This is a genomic window from Pseudooceanicola sp. HF7 (assembly GCF_011806405.1).
Lineage (GTDB): Bacteria > Pseudomonadota > Alphaproteobacteria > Rhodobacterales > Rhodobacteraceae > Pseudooceanicola.
This window is the reverse complement of record NZ_JAATOW010000026.1, coordinates 33,794-59,003: the sequence shown is the minus strand read 5'-3', so window position 1 is coordinate 59,003 and position 25,210 is coordinate 33,794. Positions and strand designations below refer to the sequence as shown.

Genomic DNA, 25,210 nt, shown 5'->3' with positions numbered 1-25,210 from the left:
CAGACCACCCGGCTGCCCTCCCAGGGCTTCGGGCAATATTGCCTGAACTGCCATGCCTCGGCCCGCGCCAACATGACCTTTGCCGATGCGGCCAACATGACCGGGGAGCCGGGCACGCCGCTGTCCTTCGTCAGCCAGACCTTCGCGGGGGAAACCCCGCCGGTGCCCCATCACCAGCTGGTGGTGATGCCCGGCGACGATACCGCCCGCCTGGGCCAGCCGCATTTCGCCGCGCTGCAATCGGCCACCCAGGCCTGGCTGCAGGGCCAGACGGTGCCGGAGTGGGGCGATGCCGCGATCCAGATGCCCTCCCAGACCTATGACAACGCCTTCATGCCCGCTGGCGCGCCGGACGATCACGGCATGTTCCTGACCTCTGATCAATGCGTGGGCTGCCATGACGCGGGCAGCACCGGGCTGCAGTTCGACATGACCCGCCCCGCCATGGGCGAGCACGCCGGGCTGCTGTGGAACGACAGCCCCTATGGCACCTGGCGGACCTCTCCCATGGGGCTGGCCGGGCGCGATCCGATCTTCTTTGCGCAGCTTGCCTCTGAAACCCAGAGCTTCCATTCCGATATCCCCGACGTGGTCGAGGACACCTGCCTTGGCTGTCACGGCATCATGGGCCAGCGCCAGGCGGGGATCGACAACCAGCTTGCGGGCGAGGCCTGCGGCAAGTTCACCCGCGCCCAGGTCGATGCCACGCCGCTCTCGGATCCGTCGGGCGCGGGCTTCGGCGCGCTGGCCCGCGACGGGATCTCCTGCATGGCCTGCCACCGCATGGACCTGACGATCGAGGCCAGCCCCGACGATCCCGCCAATGCCTGCGTGGCCGAACGGCAGAATTTCCTCAACCCGGACAACACCGGCTTTGGCCGCACCTTCACCGGCTCCTACCCGGTGGGCGCGCCCGATGCGGTCTTCGGCCCCTTCAAGGACGTGAAGACCACCCCGATGGAGGCCGGGCTGGGCCTGGTCCCGCAGCATAATTCCACCATCTCCACCTCTGAGATGTGCGGCGCCTGCCACACCGTCCACCTGCCGGTTCTGCAAGAGGGCAAGACCCTGGCGCGGATCTACGAACAGCTGACCTATCCCGAATGGGCGTTCTCGGACTTCCGCACCGGGGTGACGGCGGATGGTGCCACGCTGCCCTTAGGACAGGGCAAGCAATGGACCTCCTGCCAGGGCTGCCACATGCCCGGAACCAATGCCGATGGCACGCCGACCGTCTCCAAGATAGCCTCGATCCAGGAACGCAGCAACTTCCCGCAGGCCGATTTCGCCCGCAGCGCCGATGAAATCGACCTGCCCGAACGCGAAGGCTTCTCTAGGCACGTGCTGGTGGGGCTCAATGTCTTCCTGGTGAAGATGGCCCAGCAGTTCCCCGATGTGCTGGGCATCCGCACCCAGGATCCAATGATGGTCTCAAAGGGGGTGGACCCGCTGGTTGCCACCGAGCAGGCCATGCTGAACCAGGCCCAGGACGCCACGGCCAAGATCACAGTGTCCGATGTCACCCGCGATGACAGCACGCTGAGCGCGAAGGTCACCGTACAGAACCTGGCCGGGCACAAGCTGCCCTCCGGCGTCGGCTTCCGCCGCATGTTCCTGAACGTCGAGGTGCTGGATCCCATCGGCGATACCCTCTGGGCCTCGGGCGCGACGGACAGCCTGGGGCGAATCCTTGGCGCCGATGGCACCCCCCTGCCGGGAGAGGAATGGTGGACCCCTGATTGCTCTGCCCGCATCGACCCGCTGAAGCGCATCCACCAGCCCCATTACCAGACCATCACCAGCCAGGATTCCGCCCAGATCTACCAGGAGCTCGTCTCGACCCCGCCGGCGGAAAACCCGGTCTGCGGGCATGACGCGGACCCGGCGGGGCAGCTGACCACCTCCTTCCTGTCGATCTGCGCAGAGGTGAAGGACAATCGCCTGCCGCCCCAGGGCTACCTGCCGGAAAGCCAGCGGATAGAGATCGCCCAGGCGCTTGGCGCGGGGGCGGACATGGCCCAGGACGCGGGCTTCACCGCCACCGGGGATGACCCGGATTACCAGATCGCCGAGGGCGCCACGGCCTCGGGGGCAGACAGCCTGACCTATGCGATCCCGCTGGCAGAGCTGAAGGGCACCCCGGCGCAGATCCGCTTCCAGCTGTTCTACCAGGCCACGCCGCCCTTCTACCTGCAGGATCGTTTCTGCACGGCGAAGGGCACCGACAAGGACCGCTTGTCCTTCATCGTCAGCCGGATGAACCTGGACGGCACCGCGGCGCAGGACTGGAAGCTTCAGATCGCCGGCACCCAGATGGTCAGCGTGCCTTCGGCCCAGAAATAGGGTCCGTGGTGGGATCGGTGATGGGCTGAGTGATTTGGCCCGTCACCGGATCCAGCCCAGGCACGGCTTCCGCCGGATCGCGGGGCAGGGGGGCAGCATCGGCCGGGGCCGCCGCGGCGGCGCCCTTTGCATCGCGAGATGACATCAGCCAGAGCCCGGCCAGCACCAGCACGATCCCGGCGATATGGGTGGCGGTGACGGTCTCGCCTTCAAAGGCGACGCCCAGCCCAAAGCCAAGCGGCGGGACCAGAAAGGCATAGCTGGCGGCAAAACTGGGCCCCGCGCGCTCGATCAGCACGAAACAGGCCAGGAAGGCCAGCCCGGTGCTGACAAGGCCGGAGGCCAGCAGCGACAGCAGCGCGCGGTGCCCCGGCCATCCGGGCCAGCCCTCGACCACCAGCGCCAGCGCACCCAGCAGGATGGCGGCGAAGAGCAGCAGCCAGAAGGTCAGCGTGGGCATGTCCAGCCCCTTGCCGGCGACGGACATGAGGATGCCGTTGACCGCAAAGACCGCGCCGCCCGCCATCATGATGCCGACATGGCTCAGCTCCGCCCCGCCGGTTTCCAGCCCGGCCAGTCCGACGAAGACCAGCAGCCCGGTCAGCGCCACGGCGATGCCCGCGACCTTGCGGTTGGAATAGCGCTCCGTCCGGGTGACGAAGACCGCCAGCAGCAGGGTCAGGATCGGCACCGTGGTTCCGACCAGCGATGCCAGGGCCGCCGGCACGTCCTCCTCTGCGACAGAGGTCGACAGGTTTGGCAGCGCCACCGCAGTCAGCGCGGTGACCACCGGCAGCCAGGGCTTGGCCCGCAGCGTGCCCATCACCGGGCGGCGGGCCAGCAGCACGTAAAGCCCCACCGCCAGCGCGCCCAGCAGGGTCTGCCCGGCGGTCACCTGCAAGGGGCTCAGCGCCTTGTCGGCCCATGAGATGAACAGATACCCCCCGGCCCAGCAGACCGAGGCCAGGAACAACAGCGCCAGGTTCACCATCCCAGGCTCTTCATCGCGGTTTTCCTTCCGGCACTCCGGCCGAAAATCCGGCCAGCATTCCCAAAGGATGCTAGGAGAAGTTGAAGATCAAGGAAACCGCCAAACCCCTTTCAGGGCCGTCTCACAGCGCCGCCACGATCCTTTCGCAGGCCGCCGCGATCTGCTCTGCGGGCCGCGCCACGCAAAGGCGCACGTAGGGTCGGAAGCTTTCCCCGAACAGCGCGCCCGGCGCCAGGCCCACGCCCGCATCCGTCACCAGACGGCGGCAGACCGGGTCCGCATCCTCTTCGCCATCGAAGCGGAAAAAGACATACATGCCGCCCTGGGGCTTTTCTGGCAGGACGACCCGGTTGGACCGCCCCAGCACCTCGTAGACCGCATCGACCCCGTCGCGCACCCGCGTGCGGATCATCTCCACCGTCGGTTCGCCCTGCACCAGCGCGGCCAGCGCCCCCGCCTGGATGAAGGAGGCCGTGCCGGAGTTCAGGTATTGCGTCATCGCCCGCACCGTCGGCGCGACCGAGGCGGGGTGGTTCAGCCAGCCGATCCGCCAGCCGGTCATGGCCCAGGCCTTGGAGAAGCCGTTGATGCACATCACCAGGTCCTCCGGATCGGCCTGTTGCAGCATGGAGGGCGCCGCGCGCCCCTCGTGCACCAGCCGCGCGTAGACCTCGTCGCTGATGATCCAGATGCCATGCCGGCGCGAGAATTCCAGCAGGTCACGGTACAGCTGGGCATCGGCCATGAAGGCATTCGGGTTGGAGGGAGAGGACAGGATGATCGCCCGCGTGCGCGCATCGCAGGCATCGAACAGCTTGTCGGTGTCCAGCACCCACTTGCCCTCCACCAGGTCCAGCGGCACGCCGCGCGGTTCGGCCCCGGCGACACAGATCGCGTGGCGGATGTTGGGCCACTGCGGCTCCACGTAGACGGCATTGTCGCCCGCCTGCAGCACCATGGTCAGCGCGATATGCACCGCCTGCATGCCGCTGGGGGTGATCGTGGTGCGCTCCGGGCCCAGCTCGATCCCGTGCAGGTCCGCCTGGTAGGTGGTCAGCGCCGCGTGCAGATCCGGGCGGCCCTCCATCTGGGGCACGTAGAAGGTCTCGCCATCGTCCAGCGCCGCCTTGGCCGCATCGCGGATGAAGGCCGGCGTGACGATATCGCCTTCGCCGTACCACAGCGGGATCATGTCCGGCACGCCATGGGCGCGCGCCGCAAGAGAGGCGATGTTCTCTGTCTCGAGGTCAGTCAGATTGCCACGGACGCGGGACAGGGCGGAATCGGGGGAGAGCAGGCTGCGTTTCAAGGGAAATCCGGTGCTGAAGGGCTTTGCCCAAGTCTCCGCCGCTTTGCCGCCGGGTTCAACCCGCATCGCCCCGCGCGAGGGCCCTGTTCCGGCAAAGGCGCGCCTTCGTTTTCAGGGCACCGCTCGCCCGGCACGGGAACAGACCGGCATGGCCCGGGTTCGATGGCCCGCTTTGATGGCGTTGTGCTTCGGGGGGTCTTTATCGTAACTGTGCTGCACGGCAGCGTGGCGCCTTTATGGCACGCCCCGGTTGCGCCCCCCCCGGGCGCCAGATGAAACAGGAAGATGGATCGCGAACGCCCGATGTCCGACCTGCGCCCCCAACCCGCCTCCGGCCAGGCCGCCGGTCGCGACGCCAGCCAGGGCCGCCCGGCACGGCTGGAGATGTCGCAGCTTTCGCTGGCGATCGACGGCCGCCGCATCCTGTCGGGGCTGGACGCGGCCATCGACTTTACCCGGCTTGGCGTGCTGGGGCGCAACGGATCGGGCAAATCGACCCTCGCGCGGGTGATTGCCGGGCTGATCGCTCCGGACGACGGTCAGATCACCCTGAACGGCAAGGACATGGCCCGCGACCGCCGCGCCGCGATCCTTGAGGTCGGCATCCTGTTCCAGAACCCCGATCACCAGATCATCTTTCCCACCGTGCAAGAGGAACTGGCCTTCGGCCTGACCCAGCAGGGGCAGGGCAAGCGGCAGGCGCAGGAAAATGCGCGCGCGATCCTGGCGCGCTTCGGCAAGTCCCACTGGGCAGAGGCGGCGGTGTCGACCCTGTCGCACGGCCAGAAGCACCTGGTCTGCCTGATGGCCGTGGTCGCCATGCAGCCCCGGGTCATCGTGCTGGATGAACCCTTTGCCGGGCTCGACATTCCCACCCGGATGCAGCTGCGCCGCGCCTTGCGCCAGTTCCCCGGGGCCAGCATCCATATCTCCCACGATCCGGAGGATATCGCGGATTGCGACACCTGCCTCTGGCTGGACGAAGGCACCCTTCTGCGCGCCGGCCCGGGGCCCGAGGTCACGGCGGCCTACCTTGCGGCCATGGAAGAGAGGGGGGCGGGCGATGATCTCTCTGACCTCACCCGTTAGAACCCGCGCCCATGACTGGCCCGCCGGGGCCAAGCTGGGCGCGCTGCTTCTGGTCACGATCGGGCTGGCGGCCACCGATGCGCTGCCACTCCTGGCCCTGGCCTTTGCAGGCATGGTGGGGCTTTACGCCTTGCCCGGTCGCATCTTCCTTTTGCACGGCGCGCGCCGCCTGCGGATGCTTCTGCCCATCGTTGCCGTCGTGCTGATCTGGCATGTCGTGGTGCAGGATGCCCGCACGGGGATGGCGATCTCCCTGCGCCTGCTGACGGCGGTGGGCCTTGCCAACCTTGTCACAATGACCACCCGGCTCAGCGACATGATGGCCGTTGTGCGCACCCTCTGCCGGCCGCTGGCGCGGCTGGGGCTGAACGTGCGGGCGATGGATATCGCCATCGCGCTGGTTATCCGCATGATCCCTGTGCTGTCGGACACCGGCCACCAGCTGGGGCAAAGCTGGGCCGCCCGATCCCCGAAGAAACCGCGCTGGCGCATCGTCATGCCGCTGACCCTGGCGACGCTCGACGATGCCGATCACGTGGCAGAGGCGCTGAAGGCGCGCGGGGGCATCCAGCCCCCGCCCGCATCACCCCCCAAGACATCCCCGAACACCGCCCCGCAAACGGCGGACTCCCGAACATCACACGAAAGGAAACGCCCATGGAAAAGTCAGTAAGCCACGTGGCCCTCTTTGCCGCGATCATCGCGGTGCTGGGCCTCTTGCCCAATCTTCAGCTTGGCTTCGGCGTGCCGATCACCGCGCAAAGCCTTGGCATCATGCTGGCCGGCACGGTGCTGGGCGCGAAACGCGGCGCGCTTGCCGTTCTGCTGCTGCTGCTGATCGTCGCCCTGGGCCTGCCGCTTCTGGCCGGCGGGCGCGGTGGCCTTGGCGTCTTTGTCGGCCCCACGGCGGGCTTCCTCTGGGGCTGGGTCGCGGCGGCCTTCGTCACCGGCTGGATCATGGAGCGTTTCCCCGCCCAGCCGGTCCTGCCCATGGCGATCCTGGCCTCTGTCGTGGGCGGCATCCTGGTGCTCTATGGTTTCGGGATCGTCGGCATGGCGCTGGTGCTGAAGAAGACCCTGCTCGAGGCCACGATGCTGGTGCTGGCCTTCATTCCCGGTGACCTGGCCAAGGCCGGTATCGCGGGTCTGCTGACCGCCTCGCTCGCCCGTGCCCGCCCCGGCAGCCTGATCTGGCGGCGCGCCCCGCGCGGGCTTTAAGCGCCAGGGCGTCCCCCATCCCGAAGGTGCGCCGCTTGCCCGGCGCGCTTTCGGGGCAGGCGGAGAGGCCAAAATGACCGGCCCCGGGCGGCAAAAACCGCCCGGGCCAAAGCTTGCCAGCCCCCTAAACCCACGTGCGCTGCGCACCGACGTGATACCGACGCGATACCGACACGATACAGATGCCGTACCGACGCCGATTTTGGGGGCATTCAGATGGCCCAATAATCCTAATTATGTAAAATGGGGCCCGCGGGACAGGAGCGTCGCGCGGGCCGTCGTTTTCTCAGGTCAGGAGACCACGGCCTGAATGTCGGTGTAAGAGGCAAGACCCTCTTCGCCGAACTCCACGCCCAGGCCGGACTTCTTTCGACCACCAAACGGAATGTCGGGCCGCAGCATGCCGTGCTGGTTGACCCAACCCATGCCGGACTCCAGCCGTTGCACCAGCTTGCGCGCTTTTTCCACGTCGGAAGACCAGATTGATCCGCCCAGCCCGTTTTCGTTTCTGTTCGCCATTTCAATGGCTTCGTCGATGTCGGAGTACTTGATGATCGGCAGGACCGGGCCAAATTGTTCCGACTGCACCAGCGGGTTGTCATCGCCGATATCCGCGATCAGCGTCACGGGATAGAACAGCCCCTCACCCGGCGCGCCACCGGTCAGAACGCGCCCCTCCTTTGCCCCCTCTTCGACCAGGCGTGCGACGATGTCGAACTGCATCTGGTTGGCCAGCGGGCCAAGGATGGAATCCTCCTCGGTGCCGGGGCCTGTCTTGATCGTGCCCGCGAAGGCCGCGAGCTCGGTGCAAACCTCATCATAGACTTTTTCGTGGACATACAGGCGCTTAATACCCGCGCAGGCCTGACCGTTGTTGAAGAACGCCCCGAAGAACAAGCCTTCCGCAATCGCCTTCGGGTCCACGTCCGGCAGGACAATCGCCGCATCGTTGCCGCCAAGTTCGAGCGTCAGGCGCTTCATCGTGTCAGCGGCGCTCGACATCACCTTGGCGCCTGTCCGGTTCGATCCGGTCAGGATGATCTTGCGAATGCCCTTGTGGGACGACATCTCGGCCCCAAGGTTCGAGGACGTGTCATCGCAGGTCACGATGTTGATCACGCCAGCGGGCAGAACCTCGTTCATCAGTTCGACCATGCGCAGCGTGGCAAGCGGCGTGTGGGGCGACGGCTTGATGACGACGGTGTTGCCCGTCCGGATGGCCGGCAGCACATGCCAGATCGCGATTGCTAGGGGAAAGTTCCAGGGCGTGATCGACCCGACAACGCCCAGCGGTTTGCGATGAAGCTCCACCTTGCCGGTCTCGTCATCCTGGATGACCTTGACCGGCAGCTTGGTGTTGGCCGTGTGTTCGGCCCAGTCCTTTAACAGGCTGACTTCAAAGCGAGATCCTATACCGTTCAAGGGCTTGCCCTGCTCGGCGGTCAGGAGTTGCGCCAGCTCTTCGGCGTGTTCCGTCAGCTTGGCAGAGACCTTCAGGATCGCCTCGGCCCGGTCGTCATCCGTCACCAGGGACCAGGTTTTGAAGGCCGTTTGCGCGCTTTCGACAGCCGCATCGAGGTCGCTTTTCTGGCCATTGGGCGCCTGTCCGATCACGGCCCCCGTCGCGGGATTCGTGACCTCGAAGACTGAGGGTGCCGACACTTTCTTGCCGCCGATGATCATATGATATGCGGGGTCTGACTTCATTCTATCTCTCCGATGTGATCGTGATCTGGCCCGAGGGTGTTTTGAAAGGCAGCGGCCGGTCGCGCCTTGGCAGTCCTTAGTCGAAACGCCGAATGTCATAGGGTGCGGGGTCGACCAGAGGTTTCGCACCGGTCGCAAGATCAGCCGCCAGCTGTCCTGCCGCAGGACCCGTTCCGAAACCATGGCCCGAGTACCCGGTCGCGAGCGTGAGCCCATCCCAATTGGGGACAGCGCCCATGACCGGCAGCGAGTCCGGCGTGACGTCGATGGTGCCAGCCCAGGTTTCCGTGATCTCGGCGCTCTTGAAGGCGGGCCAGGCCGCGGTGAGATTGTCCATCGCCTCTTCGATCAGGCGCGGATTGGCCACGGGATCCATGGTGCGGGTGCGTTCGAACGGTGAGATGTCCGAGCCCTTCCATTTGCGCGCCAGCGAGTAGTCACTGAGGACATCCCGCCCAAGGGACAGTCGCAGGTTGTGCCAGTTCGCCCGCAAGGTGGGCAGGTACTTCAACCCGATCCGCGCGTGATCCAGGACCAAGGGCGCGCTCATCGCGGCCCGCTGGGTGATCGTGAACCCGCCGTCCTTGCGTTTCCTGAAGGAGAAATCGGGTCCGGCCACCGCGATATCGGTCGGACCTTCCATCGGCGCCGTCCGCAGAACCGAACCGATGATGGGCAGGGTCGGCAGGGAGATTTTGAGATTTCCCAGGAACTTCCTGGACCACAGGCCGCCCGCAAGGATCACCTGCTCACAGGCGATTTCGCCGCGCTCGGTGATGACACCGCGAACCTTGCCGCCGAAGGTCGACAGGGTGCGCACCGCGCAGTTCTCGACGATGATGGCCCCCTTGTCGATCGCGGCACTGGCGATCGCACTTGCCGCAAGGGTGGGCTCTGCGTAGCCGTCCGAGGCGGTGTAAAGCCCGCCGCGCCATCTGCGGCTGCCGCCCGGAACCATGCGGTCCACGTCCTCTGGGCTAAGAAGCCGCGAGTCGATGTTGAGATCCTTGACCGCATCCAGCCACTTGCGGTTCGCAGCCAGCTCTTCTTCGGTCTGCGACAGGAACATGATGCCAGGCTGCTGATAGCCAACGTTTGATCCGGTGCGCTGCGCCATGCCCGTCCAGAGCTTGTCCGCTTCGATGGCCAGGGGCGCATCCTGCGGAGACCGGTTGGTCTTTCTGATCCAGCCCAGGTTGCGCGACGACTGCTCGCCGACAACACGGCCCTTTTCGAACACAACGACCGGCACCCCGCGTTCGGCAAGAGTCAATGCAGCCGACAAGCCGACGATGCCGCCGCCGATAATGGCAACGGTTGTCTTTGACGGCACGTCGGCGTGTGTTTGAACGGGTGTAACGATGGGGGCCATAAGGGATCCTGGTCTCTGGCGGACAAGGGGTCTGCCCGGTCGGGCAAACCCCATCCATGGTCCTAAAGGGTGATGTAGACAGCTTCGGCCTTGGAGGCGCCGCGAATGGCGGTCGCATCCAGTTCCACCTTGTAGATGGTCGAGCCAAGCGTTGGGCAGGTCAGCGTCAGGGCCGGATCGATCCCACGGAACCTTTCGCCCAGAACGCGCCCAACGGCATCCGCGTCCTCCGGGTTCGGAACATAGACACGAATGGCAACAACGTCCCCCAAGCAGGACTCTACAGCCATGAGCGCGCGTTCAAGGTTTGAAATCGCGGTCCGGGCTTGCTCGGTCACGCCTTCGGGCATTTCCTTGGTCTCGGGGTCACGCCCCGCGGTGTTGGACACGAAGATCTGGTCACCGACGCAGACCAGCCGGGAATAACAGGCGATGTCTTCGTATTTGGTTCCGGTTTTCACCCGGGTGACTTGGGTCATGAGAATGCTTTCAGCTGGAGAATGGGTGTGGGGGGCGCAGTCCGTCCGGACCGCGCGCCGTCAGTGCAGGATGGGTTCATCCCAAAGGTTCAGCTTCGTCCCGAGGCCATTCTTGATGGCGTTCCGGTAGACAATCGTGCCCCAGGCCACATCCTCCACCGGCATGCCGCCAACGGAAAGCATGATGATCTCGTCGTCGTTCTGACGGCCGGGCGTTGTGCCCGCAACGATGGCACTCAGGTCTTCCAGCGCATCGCGCTGCAATGCGCCGTCGGTAACCATGTCCATCCATTTCATGCCGACAAGCGGGATATGGTCATGGGTGGGGTGCGGGACCTCGGATACCCAGGCTTCGTAAAGACCCGTGTAATCCAGCACCTTGCGGACATCCGGAGCCGCAACCCCTTGGTCAAAGTTGCCCAGGGCCGGCATGGCAAGGAAGGTGCCGGGGCTGATCCAGTCCCGTTCGACAATGGGGTATGTCGAGGGGTCGCCGGTGGCACCGGAGCTGCAATAGGCCACCACGTCGGATCCGCGCACCAGTTCCTCGGCCGTGTCGACGGCATAGACCTTGGAGATCTGCGGGTAGGTCTCTTTCACCCAGTCGATGAACAGGTCCAGGTTCTTCTGGCCGCGTCCCTTGACCTTGACGGTGTCGATCTGCGGGCAGGCAGCGATAAAGGCGCTCAGGCTGGTCTTACCCATAACGCCCGGCCCGAGAATCCCGGCCACGCGGGAGTCCTTGCGCGCCAGGTGACGCGCGCCCACGCCTGGAATGGCGCCCGTGCGATAGGCTGACAGGAGGTTCGCGGACATTAGGGCAAGCGGCGCGCTGGTTTCGGTGTCCGTGAGGATAAACATCAGGATGGAGCGGGGCAGACCACGCTCCCGATTGGCGATGTTCGATCCGTACCATTTGACACCCGATGTCCCGAAGGAGCCGCCCAGATAGGCAGGCATCGCCATCAGGCGGCGATCCGGCGTGTTCTTGGGCATGGTGTCGTGCGGAGAGTCTTCAGGGAACAGGATCAGGGAGCCATGGGAGTTATTGTTCTCACCCGCCATCCGGTAATCGCCCACATGAAGCAGCGCGAACATCTCTTCCATCGTGTCAACGCAAGAGGGCATGTCGGTGACCCCTGCTTCGACCATGTCGGGCTCTGACAGATAGATGAAATCGATTTTGGTGTCTTTTGTCATGGGGCTCTCATCAGTGGGGGCAACATACAAACGGCCGGCCGCAGCGTGCCTTTCCGTCTTGGCGAACTGGGTAGGTTCTACTGGCGCTTTGAAGGCCAACGATCTGTCAGAAATTAGAGGTCATCGACGGACAAAAAAATTGCAATTCCGGCCAATTTGCATACTGTTCATGACATGGAACCGATCACCGCAGCTGACCTCTCCCCGAAGATGAACCCTGCTAGAATTCGGGTCCTCTTTCTGGACTTTTTCATCAAGGCAGCGCGCGAATCCGGATGCAATACGACGCAGCTTTTGCGCGAGGTCGGCCTGACCCGCGACATCGTCGAGTCGCCCTATGCGTGGATCAAATTTTCACAGTATCTGGCATTTACTGAACTGGTTGCAGAGCACACCGGAAACCCGCTGATTGGTCTGGAATTGGGGGCAGCCTTCAGCCCTGCCGAACTTGGGCCGTTCCATGTTCTGACAATGACGCTGAATTCGCCTCTCGAAGTGCTGCGCGCCTTCATAAAGTTCCAGAAACACTGGCAGACCCATTCCAGCCTGGGCATTCACGAGGTGGATGAAGATCGAACCGAGCTGCGCTATATCGCGGGCAACGATGACATCTGGCCCCGCAGACAGGATGCCGAGTTTTCGATTGCATCGATTGACATGTGCATGCGCCAGGCTCTCGGCGCGCAGTGGCGGCCCCTTGAGGTGCGCTTTCAGCACGATGTCTCAACACATCGCGACGCCCTGAAAGCAAACTTCAATTGCCCGGTCCGGGGGGATGCGGCCTACACCGGAATTGTCATCCCCTCCCGCCTGATGGAGATGTCGACGACCAACACCGCGCGGTCGCGCCTGGATCATTTGAAACCTGTGCTTGAAACCCACCTGATGGATTTGATGCGGGTTGAGAATGATCAGGATGAGGACATCATCGAAAAAATGAAGCTGGCCATTTCGAAAAGATTGGCGAGCAACAACATCACCTTTTTCGCAGTCTCCACGGACCTTGGCGCGCCAGAGCGCACGCTTCGCCGCTATCTAGCCCAGAACAATGTGAGTTTTCGCGAATTGCTGCGGACTCAGCGCATGCGGCGCGCCTGCCAGCTTCTGGAAAGCGGCGCTCAGATCCCGCTTGAACACATCGCAGAGCAGCTTGGGTATGCGGACGCCGCATCCTTCGGGCGCGCCTTCAAGGACTGGAAGGGCGTCTCTCCCCGTCGGTTTTCCCGCGGAGAGACTCAACCAAAGTAAGCCGTGTGTCAGTGGCCCGCCGGTTCACCGCGTTTGTAGATGCCGAGTTGAAGAAGCGATGTCACCGCCTGTGCGGCCTCTTCGCCCTTGGTCACGAAATGGCCGCTGAAGAACGCAATGTGCTCTGGCGTTGGCTGAAAGTTGTGAGGCGTGAGCGAAACGGACAGCACCGGGACTCCGGTTTCAAGCTGCACCTGCATCAGGCCTTCAACGACTGTAGCAGATACAAAATCATGGCGATAAATCCCGCCATCAACCACCAGGGCAGCACAGACAATCGCGTCGTACTCCGCCGTCTTGGAAAGAGTTTTTGCAAGAAGGGGGAGCTCGAACGCCCCTGGGACATCGAAAACCTCGACGTGAAATGCGTCGAGATCCAGCGCCGAACGAAATCCGACTAGCGATTGGTCAACAATCTCTGAATGCCAGCTGGCCTTGATAAACGCGATCTTGTGGGAGCTTGCCATGGTCGGGGATCCTAAGAGTAAGCGTTGCTGGCCCGCCGTGAGCGGGCGAAGACGGACATTAACGGTTGGGGGCGCCCCATGTCGCCATGGGGAAATGCTTGCTCCCACCGTCGTAAGGCGGAAGCAGCGCGGCATCGGCCATCATGTCGTCAAGAACGGGCGATCCCAGGGCGGCCTGCAGCGCAACGTCATCATCGAAAACCACCTTGTTTCGCAGCATGTGGCCGACGCGTTCCCACGGCATGGACGAACACCAATCCAAAGCGGTGCAGACCTCGATCTGGCGGATACCCGGGAAGGTTTTCATAATCGCCGTATGATGCACAACGTAGTGGCGGATCCACTTGTTGCGCTGTTCCGAGGGGCCGGGATATTGCACCAGGAAGGAGCAATGGGGTTTGCCATCCGCGGTTTTGAACGCGGGGTCCGGTGCGTGGTAGACCCGCGTGAGCATGGCCTCTTCCGTGACATGCGGATCCTTGAAGGTGGGAAGGTTGGACTTGTCGGCCAGCTTCTGCAAATGCCCGTCCGGCTCCAGGGCGGCCTCAAGCTGCTCGATGTCGTCAAAGTAAAGCTGCAACGCCAGCTGCGGAAGCGGCTTGTCGTCGAACGGCATGCCCGGCACGTCCCAGGGCGTGGAAACAAGGCCGTTTGAAAGGCCCGGAGTCGATTTCACGATATCCGTGATCCGCTCGATTTCCTCTGGTGTGACTTCTGCCGTTGGGGCCGTTTTGTCATTGAACGTCGCGAACCAAGAGATTTGCATGTGTCGTTTCCTTACCCTGTCGTTCCCCCGAAAGGTCGAAGCATCCGGCGTGGTTTCCGGCCTTTCGCTTGTATCGGTGCGGTGTTTTCGCTGTGATTTTCAAGCCGCCTCTGCGCGCTTTTGGACGCTGCGATTCCAATAGGTCAATGCGCCAACCCGGCTGCCCTCAATCACCTGACGGAAGCGACCGAAAATGATGGAAACGCTGGCGCGGTTGATCACCTCTTCGACCTCGCAACCAAAGGCAGTGGCCGGACCGCATGGGTAAACATCCCTGGCGTTGCCATTCAGCGAATTCCGGCTTCGGTCAAAAGCGGCAAAACCTCATCCCGGAAATACGGGAATTCCTCCACATAATCGACGAAGGACAGTGTCGTTCCGGCAAATCCGGCTTTTTGCAGCTCGATGAGGCGGTCGGCAACCTGCCGTGGCGTCCCGGTCAGTTCAAACGCACCATGACCAAGCGCCATGGAGTTCTTCATTTGCTTCAACAGGTCGTGGGGGAAGGATTGCGCATTCGCAAACAGCATATCCATCAACGTCTCTACGCCTTTCCAGTCGGCGTGGTCGATGACGTGTTGGCGGTACTCTTTGGCCTCTTTTTCCGTCGGGCGGCAGGTCACGTGACTGAAGGTCAGAACCCCCACGTCACGCCCAAGACCGGCAGCTTGCCCGATCAGGTCCTGAATTTCAGTGGCCGAGCGTGAAAGGTCGATGGCCGGGGTGAAAAGGTAATTCGCATTGCGTGTGGCAAAGTCCCGACCAACGCCTGACCCGGCGGCGTTGAGAACCGGAACAACGCCGTTCACCGGCGCAGGCTGGCCCTGTATCCCTTCGAGATTGAAGTACTTGCCTTTGTAGTCGAACGGCCCCTCATCTGCCCAGATCTTCGACACGATGTCGAACCACTCCTGGGCGTAGCCGTAGCGCGTTTCGTGGTCGTCGGGCAGATCCAGGCCAAGCGCCTTGAACTCGGGCTTGTTCCAGCCGGCCACGATGTTCAGCCCCGCGCGGCCGTTGCCGATCTGATCCATCGTCGCGATCTGCTTTGCGGCAACCACGGGGTGGTTGAAAGCGGCATGGGTGGTCGAAAAGACCGAGATATCCTTGGTCTTGGCCAGCAAGGCCGCAGCCCAGGTCATGGTTTCAAGCACGTTGCCCTGGAAATTGATATCGCCCCCACAGCCGATCCAGCGGGCGACGGGCAGGATGAAATCCATGCCCGCGTCATCCAGCATTTGGGCCAGCTTCAGGTTGTTGTCCCAGCTGTTGACCCACCGTTCCGGGATGCTGCTGACGGTCATCCCGGCGGAGCAGTTGGACGAAAAAGCACCGAGCTTGAAACCCTCTTTGACGAACATTTTGTTGGCGGGCATGGATGCTACTCCTTTTGAGCGGTTCCGTTTCTCGAATTCGAAGGGGCCAGAAAAAGCGCGTCAGGCGATGTCCGATTGCCGCTGGCCGGCCAGGCAGTTCTGCCCGCTATTCCGTCTTCTTCTGCTTCTGGGCGCGCAGAACGCCCCGAATGCCCCCCAGCCAGACCGACAGGATCAGGATCGACCCGCTCAGCGTGCCTTGCCAGAAGGAGGATACGCTCGACAGGGTCAGCCCGTTCTGAACGACGCCAAGGAACAGCATCCCGATCATCGTCCCAAGCACGCCACCCTCTCCACCTGTCATGGCGGTGCCGCCGATCAGAACCGCGGCCAGGACGGTCAGCAGCAGGTTCATGTCCACATTCGGAGAGGCGACGGTCAGACGACCGACCTGGACCACGCTTGCCAGGCCCGCGGACAGACCGGAAATGATGAAGACGATCAGAAGCACTCGCTTGACGTTGATCCCGTTCAGACGTGCGGCCTCGATGTTGGAGCCAATGGCGTAAAGCGAACGTCCAAAGGCCGTGAAGCGCAGCACGCCCCCCGCGATCAGGAAAAGCACGATATTGAAAACGAGCAGAACGGGAACTGGCCCGATATTGCCGTTGACGAACTGGTTCAGCGCGGAAAACCCGGGAACGGAAAAGACGGACACACTTGTCCCGCTGTTCACGACCAGCGCGACACTCTGGAAAATCGACAAGGTGCCAAGTGTCACGACGAAGAAAGAGATTTTTGCGTAGGCCACGAGGTAGCCGTTGATCGCCCCAAGCACGAAACCGGCGAAGATGGCCCCCAGAACCGCAAGGGGCAGCGGCGTTCCGGCGACAAGCAAAAGCCCGAAGGCCATGGCCGATGCGGTTGTGGCCGACCCAAATGACAAATCGACCGTGCCAGAGATGACGACAAAGGTCGCGCCAATCGCAAGGATGAACCCGACTGAGTTAGATTTGACGATGTTCATGATGTTCGGCCACGTCAGGAACACGGGCTGATAGAGACTCAGGAAAACCGACACCAGAACCAGGCTGATCAAGGCACCGGCGTAGCGGCTTCGAAAGATGCGGCGGACAAGGGCGCCGAAGCCGCCGGAAGTGCTCTGTGTGGACATGTGTTATACCTCTGTCTCGTTTGCGGTTTTCGCTGGCGGGTTGGCCCGTTTGGCTCCTGCAACAGCCGCATGTGCGATGGCTTCTTCATCTGCCGTCGGTCCATCGAATTCAGCGACGATCCTGCCTTCGAAGAACACCGCGATCCGGTCGGAAATACCCAGGATTTCCGGCAGTTCAGATGAGATGACGATGATGCCGGCGCCCTCGTTGGCGGCCTGTTGCAACATCTTGTAGATTTCGGTCTTTGCCCCGACGTCGACGCCACGGGTTGGTTCGTTCAGAATCAGGACATCGGGCTTTCGTCTGAAAATTCTTCCCAAGACGATCTTCTGCTGGTTCCCGCCCGAGAGGGTCGAAATCAACGCATCGGCCGAGGATGTCACAACGCCGTAGTCCTGAATGGCGCTGGCAACTTCGCTTTTCTGGCGGCGAAGAGAGATCAGCCCCTTGCTGGTCAGCCGATCCATCCAGGCCATTGCGAAGTTTTCAGAGATGTCGCGCACCGGCAGGATGGCAGACCCCTTGCGGTCATCCGGCACATAGCCGACACCCGCCTTGATCGTTGCCCGGGGATCGCCCAGGGCCATCGCCTTGTCGGCCACCCGAACCTGGCCATGGGCGGCAATTGCTCCGCCGAGCGCCTGCGCAAACTCAGATTTTCCGGAGCCAGCCAAGCCGGCCAGGCCAAGGATTTCACCACGGCGCAACACCAGGTCGGCGGGGTCAAACGCGCCGTTCTCCGCGGTCAGGCCTTTGACATCCAGCACCAGTTCGCCCTGCGCGATCTCCTGCTTGCTGTAGTAATCGCCCAGCTCGCGCCCAACCATGAGCTTGACCAGCTGCTCTTCGGTGGTCTGAGGAATAGGCACGGTCGAGATCAGGCTGCCATCGCGCAGCACCGTTGCCACGCTTGAAACGGCGTAGATTTCCGGCATCCGGTGCGTGATCATCAACACGGCCATGCCTTGGTCGCGTTCCTGGACGACCAGCTCAAGCAGGCGTTTGGTGGCCGCTTCGGACAAGGAGCTAGTCGCTTCGTCGAGGATCAGCAGGCGGGCGTCTGTCGAAAGGGCCCGCGCGATTTCGATTTCCTGCTGCAGCTCGATGCTGAGATCGGACACCAGCGCGGTCGGACTGACGTGAACGTTCAGACGATCGAGAACCTGCACCGCATCCGCATTGAGTTTGGACCAGTTGATCTTGCCCCAGCTGGATTTCGGCAGCCGGCCCATGAAGATGTTCTCGGCCACCGTCAGAGTGGGCGCGAGGGTCAATTCCTGCGAAATCATCACGATCCCGCGCTCGATGGCGTCGGCGGGATTTTCCAGTTCGCAGAGCTCTCCATCGATGCGGATCGTCCCGGTATCGGGTCGGTGCATCCCGGCGATGACCTTCGACAGGGTGGACTTGCCGGATCCGTTCTCGCCCGTAAGGGCGTGCACCTCGCCGGCGCGAATGGTCAAATCCACGTTCGAAAGGGCCTTCACGCCGGGAAAACTCTTGGAGATTCCCTTGACGTCGACCAGCACTGTGCCGGCTTGAACTTTCTCTTGCTTCACGCTGCTCTCCCGCGAATGAGGTCCGCCGCTTTTTCGGCAATCATGATCACTGGCGCATTGGTGTTGCCCGAGATGAGGCGGGGCATGATCGAGGCGTCGACCACCCGCAGCCCTTCGAGCCCACGCACCTTCAATTCCGGATCGACCACAGACAGGCTGTCGTGACCCATTTTGCATGTCCCAACCTGATGCGAGACACAGCCGCCCTGTTCGGTCAGATACTGTTCGATGTCGTCGTCCGTGGCGGCTTGCGAGCCCGGCAAATGCTCGTCGATCACGAACCCGGAAAGAGGGGCCGTCTCTGCCATCCGGCGCGCAAGCTTCAGCCCTTCAACCGCGATCTTCCGGTCGTAAGGGTCTGAAAAATAGTTCGGAAACAGTTTCGGAGTGTCCCTTGGATCGGCGGACCGCAGCGCGATGTGGCCCCGCGATCTTGGCCGAACAGGACAGATGAAATTGGCAAAGCCGGAAAACTTGAACAGCCCGTCTTCGTAGTACCCGCCACTGAACGTCTGGAACAGGAACTGGAGGTCCGGCGTCGCGCTTTCGGGCAGGACCTTGGTGAATACACTTGCCTGCCCCGCCGGGACGGACAGCGGGCCGTCGCGCCGCAGGATCCACCGCAAACCCGCGCGCAGCTGGCGCCACTTGCTGAGCATGACGTCGTTCATCGTGATCGGCTGCGAACAGCGCCAGGTGATCTGACCGCCGTAATGATCCTGCAGGTTCTGTCCGACCCCTTTCAACTCATGCACAACCGGCACGCCATGCGCTTGCAGATCCGTGCTGTCGCCAACGCCGGACAGCATCAGAAGGTGGGGGGATTTCACCGAACCGGCAGAGAGGATCACCTCGCGATTGGCGGTGACGGCAAACTGCTTGCCCTCCCGCTCCACCATGACGCCCCGGGCACGCCGCCCTTCGAACAGGACCCGCAAGGCTGCAGTGCGCGTCATGACGGTCAGGTTGCGGCGCTTCATAGCGGGTCGCAGATAGCAAACCGACGCCGAGGCGCGACGACCCCGGCGGATCGTGCCCTGGAAATAGCCCGCGCCCTCCTGGGTTGCGCCATTGAAGTCGGGGTTGCGCGGAATGCCCAATGCTTCGGCGGAGGCGATATAGGCCTCGCACAGGGGATTGCGTTCACGGATGTTGCTGACGGCCAGGGGCCCGTCTGCCCCGTGATAGGCGTCTGCCCCGTTTTCCTGCTGCTCCGCCTTGCGGAAGTAGGGCAGGACCTCTTCGTAGGACCAGCCCTCGTTTCCGTCCTGTCGCCACAGGTCATAATCCTCGGCCTGGCCGCGAATGTAGATCAAACCGTTGATCGACGACGTGCCGCCCAGAACCTTGCCGCGCGGCCAGTAGATCTTGCGTCCCCCAAGCGCGGGGTTCGCTTCCGTCTCGAACTTCCAGTTCACCTTGGGGTCGGCGATCGTCTTGCCGTAGCCCACCGGAATATGAAGCCAGAAATTCCGGTCCTCGCCGCCCGCCTCGACCAGCAGAACGGAGCTTTTGCCGTCTTCCGTCAGCCTGTTGGCCAGAACGCATCCGGCAGAGCCAGCGCCGACGATGATATAATCGAAAATCGTCTGCATCGCGCTCTAGGCCCCGCTCTTGATCAGGTCAGCGGCTTTCTCGGCGATCATGATCGTCGGCGCATTGGTGTTGCCCGACACGAGCTTGGGCATGACCGACGCATCGACAACCCGCAGCCCCTCGACCCCACGCACCCGCAAGGTCGGATCGACCACCGCCATCGGATCGACACCCATTTTGCAGGTGCCAACCTGGTGAGCGATCGAAAGGCCGGTCTGGCGCGCGTAATCGAGAAGCTCATCATCGCTTTGCAAGTCTGCGCTTGGGGCGATCTCTGCCAGAATGTGATCGGTCATGGCGTCCTGCCTGGCCACGTCACGGGCAAGCCGGAAGCCATCGACGATCACCCGGCAGTCATAGTCCGCCGAAAGATAATTGGCCTGAACAGAGGGCACGTCCTCGGGATCGGCAGACTTCAGTTGCAGCGTGCCCCGGCTTTCGGGGCGGGAGGGATGCACGACGTTTGCGAAACCGGAGAACTTATCCAGGCCCTCTTCGAAGTCGCCGTGACTGAAGGTTTGGAACAGGAACTGGATGTCAGGCGCGTCGAGGTCAGGATGCGACTTGACGAAGGCTCCGACCTGGGCCGCGGAAATGGTCAATGGACCTTTGCGCATCAGGGCGTATTGCAAGCCCGCTTTGACCTGCCGCAACGGGCTCATCATGATGTCGTTGATGGTCAGCGGCAGCCGGCTTCTGTACGACAGAAACGCGCCGTAGTGGTCCTGAAGGTTTTCACCCACACCAGCGGAATCCTGCACCACGGGCACGCCATACTGCTGCAATTGCTCTGCCGGGCCGATGCCCGAGAGCAGCAACAGATGCGGCGACTTGATCGAACCAGCCGAGAGGATGACTTCGCGCGAGGCCCGAACGCCGATGAACGTCCCGTTGCGCTTGAACACGGCACCAGTTGCGCGTTTTCCCTCGAACAGGATGCGGTGTACCGCCGCGTCGGTTTCGACCCTGACATTCGGCCGTTTTGCGGCAGGGCGCAGATAGCCAACGGCAGCAGAGCACCGGCGGGCGTTGCGCGTTGTCAGCTGGTAATATCCGATCCCCTCTTGGCGCGCGCCGTTGAAGTCGTCGTTGCGCGGGATACCGGCTGCAACGCCGCTTTGGATGAACGCCTCGCACAGCGGATTTCGCTCGACCAGATTGGACACCCGCAGCGGCCCACCTTCGCCGTGGAAATCGTCGGGGCCGTTCTCCTGGTCTTCGGCTTTGCGGAAATACGGCAGCACATCGTCGTAGGACCAGCCAGTGTTCCCCAGCTGGGCCCAGTGATTGTAATCCGCGCTTTGACCCCGCACGTAGAGCAATCCGTTGATGGAGGACGATCCGCCCAGCACCTTGCCGCGCGGCCAGAACATCTTGCGGCCGGCGATCGACGGGTCGGGGTCCGTTTCGAATTTCCAGTTGATCCTGGGATCGACCATCGTCTTCCCGTAGCCGATCGGCACGTGGATCCACGGATTGCTGTCGCGCGGCCCGGCCTCCAGGACCGTGACCTTTGATTGGGCATCTTCAGACAGACGGGCGGTCATCACACAACCTGCCGACCCTGCACCGATGACAAGGTAGTCTGTCTCAATCCATTCAGAGGGCGTTGTCATGCAAATTCCAATGCCAGTCTAGACGAGGGGAGAGAGCGCGTCCGACAAGCGGACGCGCCGAGTGAAGAGGGTCAAAGCCGCAGGGGCCCGGACCCTCTTCGGGGTCACTTGACCAGGGGAAGAGACTCGAGCGTGTATTCGCGGTCTTCATTCTCGATGTAGTCATCGACCGTTTCGGCCGTGACCAACATGGAGCGCACGACCAGAGGCTCAGGAGCCGCATCGGGGGTCTCAAGCAATTGCTTGGCCATCAGAACGACCGCGCCGCCGAAGGCGATGTAATCGGGATCCCAGGTGCCAGTCAGACGCCCGCTGCGCACGGCATCGATTGCGATCTCGTCGCCGTTGGTGCCAAACACCATGACGCCGCCTTCTTCGCCGGCTTTCCACACGGTTTTACCCGATGCGAACAGCGATGCCGAAAAGCCGAGCGCCGTGTTGTCATTGTATGCCCAGACGGCTTCGACATCCGGGTGACGGACCAGCAGGTCTGCGGCCATCGCGGCGGCATTCGCGGTCGTGTCCTGGGTGTTGTCCGGCGTTGCGATCACTTCAAGCCCTGCGGCTTCGGCGGCATCGATAAAGCAGGCCTTGTTGTTCTGGATCGACGGCACCGGCGGCCCACCGAAGACAATGACCTTCGCACCGGGCTTGCGCTCTGCGATCCAGTTGGCGTTGCGCTCGTAGACGCCGCCGGGAACACAGATCTGCACGTCCCACCAGACGGACTGATCCACACCCTGGCCGTCGGAATTGACACCGATCACCTTGACGCCCTGTTGCTGGGCGCGGGTATAGGCTGCGGCCACTGCATTCGGGTCCAGGGACCAGGAGGCAATGACATCTGCACCGAGCGTGACGAAGGTATCGACGTGGCTCACCTGGCGATCCGGCGACAGGTTCGCGTCCAGCATGCGATAGCTCCAGCCCTCTTCGGCCGCGAACTTTGCAATCGCGTCGGCAAGAATGGCCTGGCTGGGCTGTGCCGCGACAGGCGCGATGTTCCCGATCAGGACATCGTCGGCCAGGGAGGCTGCGGGCATGAGGCTGGCGGCGCCCAGGCAGAGTATGCTGAGCATCTTCTTAGATTTAAACATTTGACGTTTTCCTCGCGTCTGTTGGATGTGAACATTTCATGTTCGTTGTTTTTTTAACCGGCCGACAAACGGTCCTTCGTGGACTCTTCTCAATCGCACGCTCCCCTCTTCACGGGGCTTGATACACGTGCGGATCGGACCGGGTTTCCCCAACGCTAGGTGGCAAATAACGCAGTCACTACCCATCCGGCGCAGCATGTAAAATTTGTGCGACGCTCCGGCGATTTATTTTAAGCTTAACATAAAAACTTGACGGAAGAGCGGGCCTCACGGATGCTGAATCCCACAAGATCCAGGATTTTCGCAATGAACGCGCTTTTCTCGACCGGGCAAGAGAACCTCTCTGACATGTGTCTGGGAATCCGAAGAAGTGCGGCGGTCATGCAGACGGCGAAGGACATAAAGGGCTATGTCGATCAGGCCTTGATGCCACATGAGTTGCAGTTCTCGGGCCGACGCGCAAAGGAGGTGTCCTTCTGGCACAAGTCGGTCGAGATCGACGGATTGTCCCTGCATTACATCGACTACCAGTCCGACGCGAATAAGGTCAGCGTGCTGCTGGAACGGCCCGGGTCCGACCTGGTCGTGAAACTGCCTCTGCAAGGAACCACCCGTATCCTCAGCGGTGGCAACGATTGGACAATCCGCCCGAACGAATTCTGCGTTCTTCAGCCCGGCGTTCCCTGGCAGACCGACATGGAGGGCAACAGCCAGCATTTGACGCTGGTCATTCAGGCCGACTGGGTCAGTAACTATCTGCTATCGCGGGCCTGTCATCTGCGGCCGGAAGATCTGAGCTTTGGTCCGCATGTCTTCAGCCTCAATACGCACGGGATTCTCTTTTCGAGCGTCGTGAGCGGATTGGCCAATGGTCTGGTCCGAGCGGACAGCGCCCTTCACAACGAGTCGGTGGTGACCCATCTCAAGCAATTGATCACGTCATCGGTGCTCGACCTGTCGCCGGAGTTTCACAAGGCAAACTCGGACAGAGACTTTGAGGCGCATTTGCCGGAACACATCCGCCGGGCGCGCAAGTTCATCGAGGACCACCTGACCGATGGCATCAAGCTTAGTGACATCGTCAACGCAAGCGGAATGACAAAGCGAACGGTGCAGGCGGGATTTCGGACATACCTTGGCACCACGCCCCTGTCCTATCTGAAGCTTATGCGTCTGAAAGCCACGCATGACCGGTTGAAATCCTCACGGCCCAATGAATGCACCGTCACCCAGGTCGCCATGGAATACGGCTTCTTCCATCTCAGCAATTTCAGCCAGGACTTCCGAAAGTCCTTCGGTGCCAGCCCCTCTGACGTTCTGAACGGAACACAGCCCTAAAAAGGAATGCCCTGCGCAGGACCGATCCATGCGCAGGGCATTACCTTTTCGGGATGGACGCGCGGCACCGGAAAAACCGGCGGGCGCGCCCTCATGCGATCAGCCGCCGGGCTTGGTCTGTTCCAGCAGCTCAATTGCGGCGTTCACGAACAGGCGCGTCCCCATCGCCAAAGAGTCTTCGTCAATGTCGAACTTCGGGTCATGGTGGGGCGCGATGATGCCCTTTTCCTTGTTGCCCGCGCCAAGCAGCACGAAACACGACGGCTTTTGCTGGGCGAAGAATGCGAAGTCCTCGCCGGGCATGATCGGGGGAAGATCCTTGACGTTCTCCCGTCCGAACAGTTTCGCCGCGACACCGTCCACGATTGCGGCGGTATCCGGGTCATTCACAACCGTGTCGTAAACGCGGGTGTATTCGTATTCGCACCGTGCGCCATGGGTCGCGCAGATACCATGGGCGATTTCGCCGATGCGCTTTTCCAGCAGGTCGCGCACATTGGGGTCAAAGACATTCGTGCCCCCGGTCAGCACCGCACTGGGCGGAATGACCGCGATGGCGACGCCCGCGTTGAAGTTGGTCACGCCGACAATCGCGGAATGGATGGGGTCCACGTTCCGGGCCACGATGTGCTGAAGGTTGTCCACGATCTGCGCGCCGATCGCGATGGTATCAATCGATGTGTGCGGATCACCGATATGGCCGCCGTTGCCCTTGATCTCGATCCGGAACACATCGCAGGCCGCCATCACATAGGTCGGGTTGATCTGCACGGTTCCGATTTCGATCGGCGACCAGAGATGCAGGCCGATGATCCGGTCCACACCGTCAAGCGCGCCGCCCTCGATCATGCCGCGCGCACCGCCCGGAGGGGCTTCCTCGCCGTGCTGGAACAGGAAGCGGATCTCTCCGGCCAGGTCGTCCTTCATCGCCGCGAGGACTGCCGCAGTGCCAAGAAGAATGGACGTGTGCCCGTCATGCCCGCAGGCATGCATCTTGTTATCCGTCTTGGACGCAAAGGGCAGCCCGGTGTCCTCCTGGATCGGCAGGGCATCGAAGTCCGCCCGGATCGCGATGACCGGTCCGGGCTTGGATCCGATCAACCGACCGACAACGCTTGTCCCGGAGGGGTGGCTGATTTCAATTCCGCCAATACCTTCAAGAGATTGAACGATGAACTTGCTCGTTTCATATTCTTCGAACGAAAGCTCTGGATGGGCGTGAAGGTGGCGGCGCCACTCGATGACTTGCTCGCTCACACCGTCGATCAGAGTATCGATATTGTGTGTCATGGTTTGTCTCTTTCGCTTTCGTGAACGGTTGACT

21 protein-coding genes are annotated in these 25,210 nt (G+C 62.4%); 6 read left to right on the top strand and 15 right to left on the bottom strand.

Annotation, left to right across the window (positions count from 1 at the left end; genetic code table 11):
• On the top strand, positions 1–2,343 hold a 2,343-nt coding region (locus tag HCZ97_RS14500), incomplete at its 5' end, for a hypothetical protein (RefSeq protein ID WP_167689434.1).
• On the opposite strand, the gene HCZ97_RS14495 is transcribed toward HCZ97_RS14500, so the two are convergent.
• Positions 2,318–3,334, bottom strand: coding sequence for a DMT family transporter (locus tag HCZ97_RS14495; protein WP_167689433.1), 1,017 nt, complete (start codon positions 3,332–3,334; stop codon positions 2,318–2,320). The genes HCZ97_RS14500 and HCZ97_RS14495 overlap by 26 nt on opposite strands.
• Before the next feature lie 121 nt (positions 3,335–3,455).
• Positions 3,456–4,643 (bottom strand): pyridoxal phosphate-dependent aminotransferase, encoded by a 1,188-nt coding sequence (locus HCZ97_RS14490; protein ID WP_217701792.1) that lies wholly within the window; start codon positions 4,641–4,643, stop codon positions 3,456–3,458.
• A gap of 285 nt (positions 4,644–4,928) precedes the next feature.
• Between HCZ97_RS14490 and HCZ97_RS14485 the strand changes: the two genes are divergently transcribed.
• Genes HCZ97_RS14485 through HCZ97_RS14475 form a run of 3 tightly spaced genes read left to right on the top strand, consistent with a single transcriptional unit; the run spans position 4,929 to position 6,950 of the window.
• Positions 4,929–5,732 (top strand): energy-coupling factor ABC transporter ATP-binding protein, encoded by an 804-nt coding sequence (locus tag HCZ97_RS14485; RefSeq protein WP_254871545.1) that lies wholly within the window; start codon positions 4,929–4,931, stop codon positions 5,730–5,732.
• A complete protein-coding gene (locus tag HCZ97_RS14480; RefSeq protein WP_167689431.1) occupies positions 5,707–6,405 on the top strand; it encodes an energy-coupling factor transporter transmembrane component T in 699 nt (232 codons plus the stop codon). Before HCZ97_RS14485 ends, HCZ97_RS14480 begins: the two co-directional genes overlap by 26 nt.
• Complete coding sequence (locus tag HCZ97_RS14475; protein WP_167689430.1) at positions 6,390–6,950, top strand: biotin transporter BioY; 561 nt, start codon at positions 6,390–6,392, stop codon at positions 6,948–6,950. The genes HCZ97_RS14480 and HCZ97_RS14475 overlap by 16 nt, the downstream gene beginning before the upstream one ends.
• Before the next feature lie 291 nt (positions 6,951–7,241).
• Here the strand turns inward: HCZ97_RS14475 and HCZ97_RS14470 are convergent, their stop codons facing one another.
• From HCZ97_RS14470 to HCZ97_RS14455, 4 genes are all read right to left on the bottom strand, one after another.
• Positions 7,242–8,657 (bottom strand): aldehyde dehydrogenase family protein, encoded by a 1,416-nt coding sequence (locus HCZ97_RS14470; RefSeq protein WP_254871544.1) that lies wholly within the window; start codon positions 8,655–8,657, stop codon positions 7,242–7,244.
• Positions 8,658–8,733: 76 nt separating this feature from the next.
• A complete protein-coding gene (locus tag HCZ97_RS14465; protein ID WP_167689429.1) occupies positions 8,734–10,029 on the bottom strand; it encodes an FAD-binding oxidoreductase in 1,296 nt (431 codons plus the stop codon).
• 62 nt (positions 10,030–10,091) lie between these two features.
• Positions 10,092–10,508 carry a Rid family hydrolase gene (locus tag HCZ97_RS14460; RefSeq protein ID WP_167689428.1) on the bottom strand — a complete coding sequence of 139 codons (417 nt, stop codon included), beginning with the start codon at positions 10,506–10,508 and terminating at the stop codon, positions 10,092–10,094.
• A 60-nt stretch (positions 10,509–10,568) separates the two neighbouring features.
• Positions 10,569–11,708, bottom strand: coding sequence for a tyramine oxidase subunit B (locus HCZ97_RS14455; RefSeq protein ID WP_167689427.1), 1,140 nt, complete (start codon positions 11,706–11,708; stop codon positions 10,569–10,571).
• Positions 11,709–11,882: 174 nt separating this feature from the next.
• Here HCZ97_RS14455 and HCZ97_RS14450 point away from each other — a divergent pair, with 174 nt between their 5' ends.
• The gene (locus tag HCZ97_RS14450; protein ID WP_167689426.1) at positions 11,883–12,956 is read left to right on the top strand and encodes an AraC family transcriptional regulator; all 1,074 of its coding nucleotides are present in this window, start codon (positions 11,883–11,885) and stop codon (positions 12,954–12,956) included.
• Positions 12,957–12,964: 8 nt separating this feature from the next.
• Here the strand turns inward: HCZ97_RS14450 and HCZ97_RS14445 are convergent, their stop codons facing one another.
• The 8 genes from HCZ97_RS14445 to HCZ97_RS14410 all read right to left on the bottom strand — a co-directional run bounded on the left by HCZ97_RS14445 (position 12,965) and on the right by HCZ97_RS14410 (position 22,548).
• A complete protein-coding gene (locus HCZ97_RS14445) occupies positions 12,965–13,423 on the bottom strand; it encodes a 6,7-dimethyl-8-ribityllumazine synthase (protein WP_167689425.1) in 459 nt (152 codons plus the stop codon).
• A gap of 58 nt (positions 13,424–13,481) precedes the next feature.
• Positions 13,482–14,189 carry a hypothetical protein gene (locus tag HCZ97_RS14440; RefSeq protein ID WP_167689424.1) on the bottom strand — a complete coding sequence of 236 codons (708 nt, stop codon included), beginning with the start codon at positions 14,187–14,189 and terminating at the stop codon, positions 13,482–13,484.
• A gap of 287 nt (positions 14,190–14,476) precedes the next feature.
• Positions 14,477–15,565, bottom strand: a complete 1,089-nt coding sequence (locus HCZ97_RS14435; protein WP_167689423.1) for an LLM class flavin-dependent oxidoreductase — start codon at positions 15,563–15,565, stop codon at positions 14,477–14,479.
• A 106-nt stretch (positions 15,566–15,671) separates the two neighbouring features.
• Positions 15,672–16,679: an ABC transporter permease gene (locus tag HCZ97_RS14430; RefSeq protein ID WP_167689422.1), complete on the bottom strand. Its 1,008-nt coding sequence runs from the start codon at positions 16,677–16,679 to the stop codon at positions 15,672–15,674.
• Between the two features lie 3 nt (positions 16,680–16,682).
• A complete protein-coding gene (locus tag HCZ97_RS14425) occupies positions 16,683–18,239 on the bottom strand; it encodes a sugar ABC transporter ATP-binding protein (RefSeq protein ID WP_167689421.1) in 1,557 nt (518 codons plus the stop codon).
• Positions 18,236–19,834, bottom strand: coding sequence for a GMC family oxidoreductase (locus HCZ97_RS14420; protein WP_167689420.1), 1,599 nt, complete (start codon positions 19,832–19,834; stop codon positions 18,236–18,238). The genes HCZ97_RS14425 and HCZ97_RS14420 overlap by 4 nt, the downstream gene beginning before the upstream one ends.
• Before the next feature lie 6 nt (positions 19,835–19,840).
• A complete protein-coding gene (locus HCZ97_RS14415; RefSeq protein ID WP_167689419.1) occupies positions 19,841–21,451 on the bottom strand; it encodes a GMC family oxidoreductase in 1,611 nt (536 codons plus the stop codon).
• Between the two features lie 104 nt (positions 21,452–21,555).
• Positions 21,556–22,548 (bottom strand): sugar ABC transporter substrate-binding protein, encoded by a 993-nt coding sequence (locus tag HCZ97_RS14410; protein WP_167689418.1) that lies wholly within the window; start codon positions 22,546–22,548, stop codon positions 21,556–21,558.
• A gap of 306 nt (positions 22,549–22,854) precedes the next feature.
• On the opposite strand from HCZ97_RS14410, the gene HCZ97_RS14405 reads away from it, so the two are divergent.
• The gene (locus tag HCZ97_RS14405) at positions 22,855–23,886 is read left to right on the top strand and encodes an AraC family transcriptional regulator (RefSeq protein WP_167689417.1); all 1,032 of its coding nucleotides are present in this window, start codon (positions 22,855–22,857) and stop codon (positions 23,884–23,886) included.
• Between the two features lie 99 nt (positions 23,887–23,985).
• On the opposite strand, the gene HCZ97_RS14400 is transcribed toward HCZ97_RS14405, so the two are convergent.
• The gene (locus HCZ97_RS14400; RefSeq protein WP_167689416.1) at positions 23,986–25,176 is read right to left on the bottom strand and encodes an amidohydrolase; all 1,191 of its coding nucleotides are present in this window, start codon (positions 25,174–25,176) and stop codon (positions 23,986–23,988) included.
• Positions 25,177–25,210 lie beyond the last annotated feature (34 nt).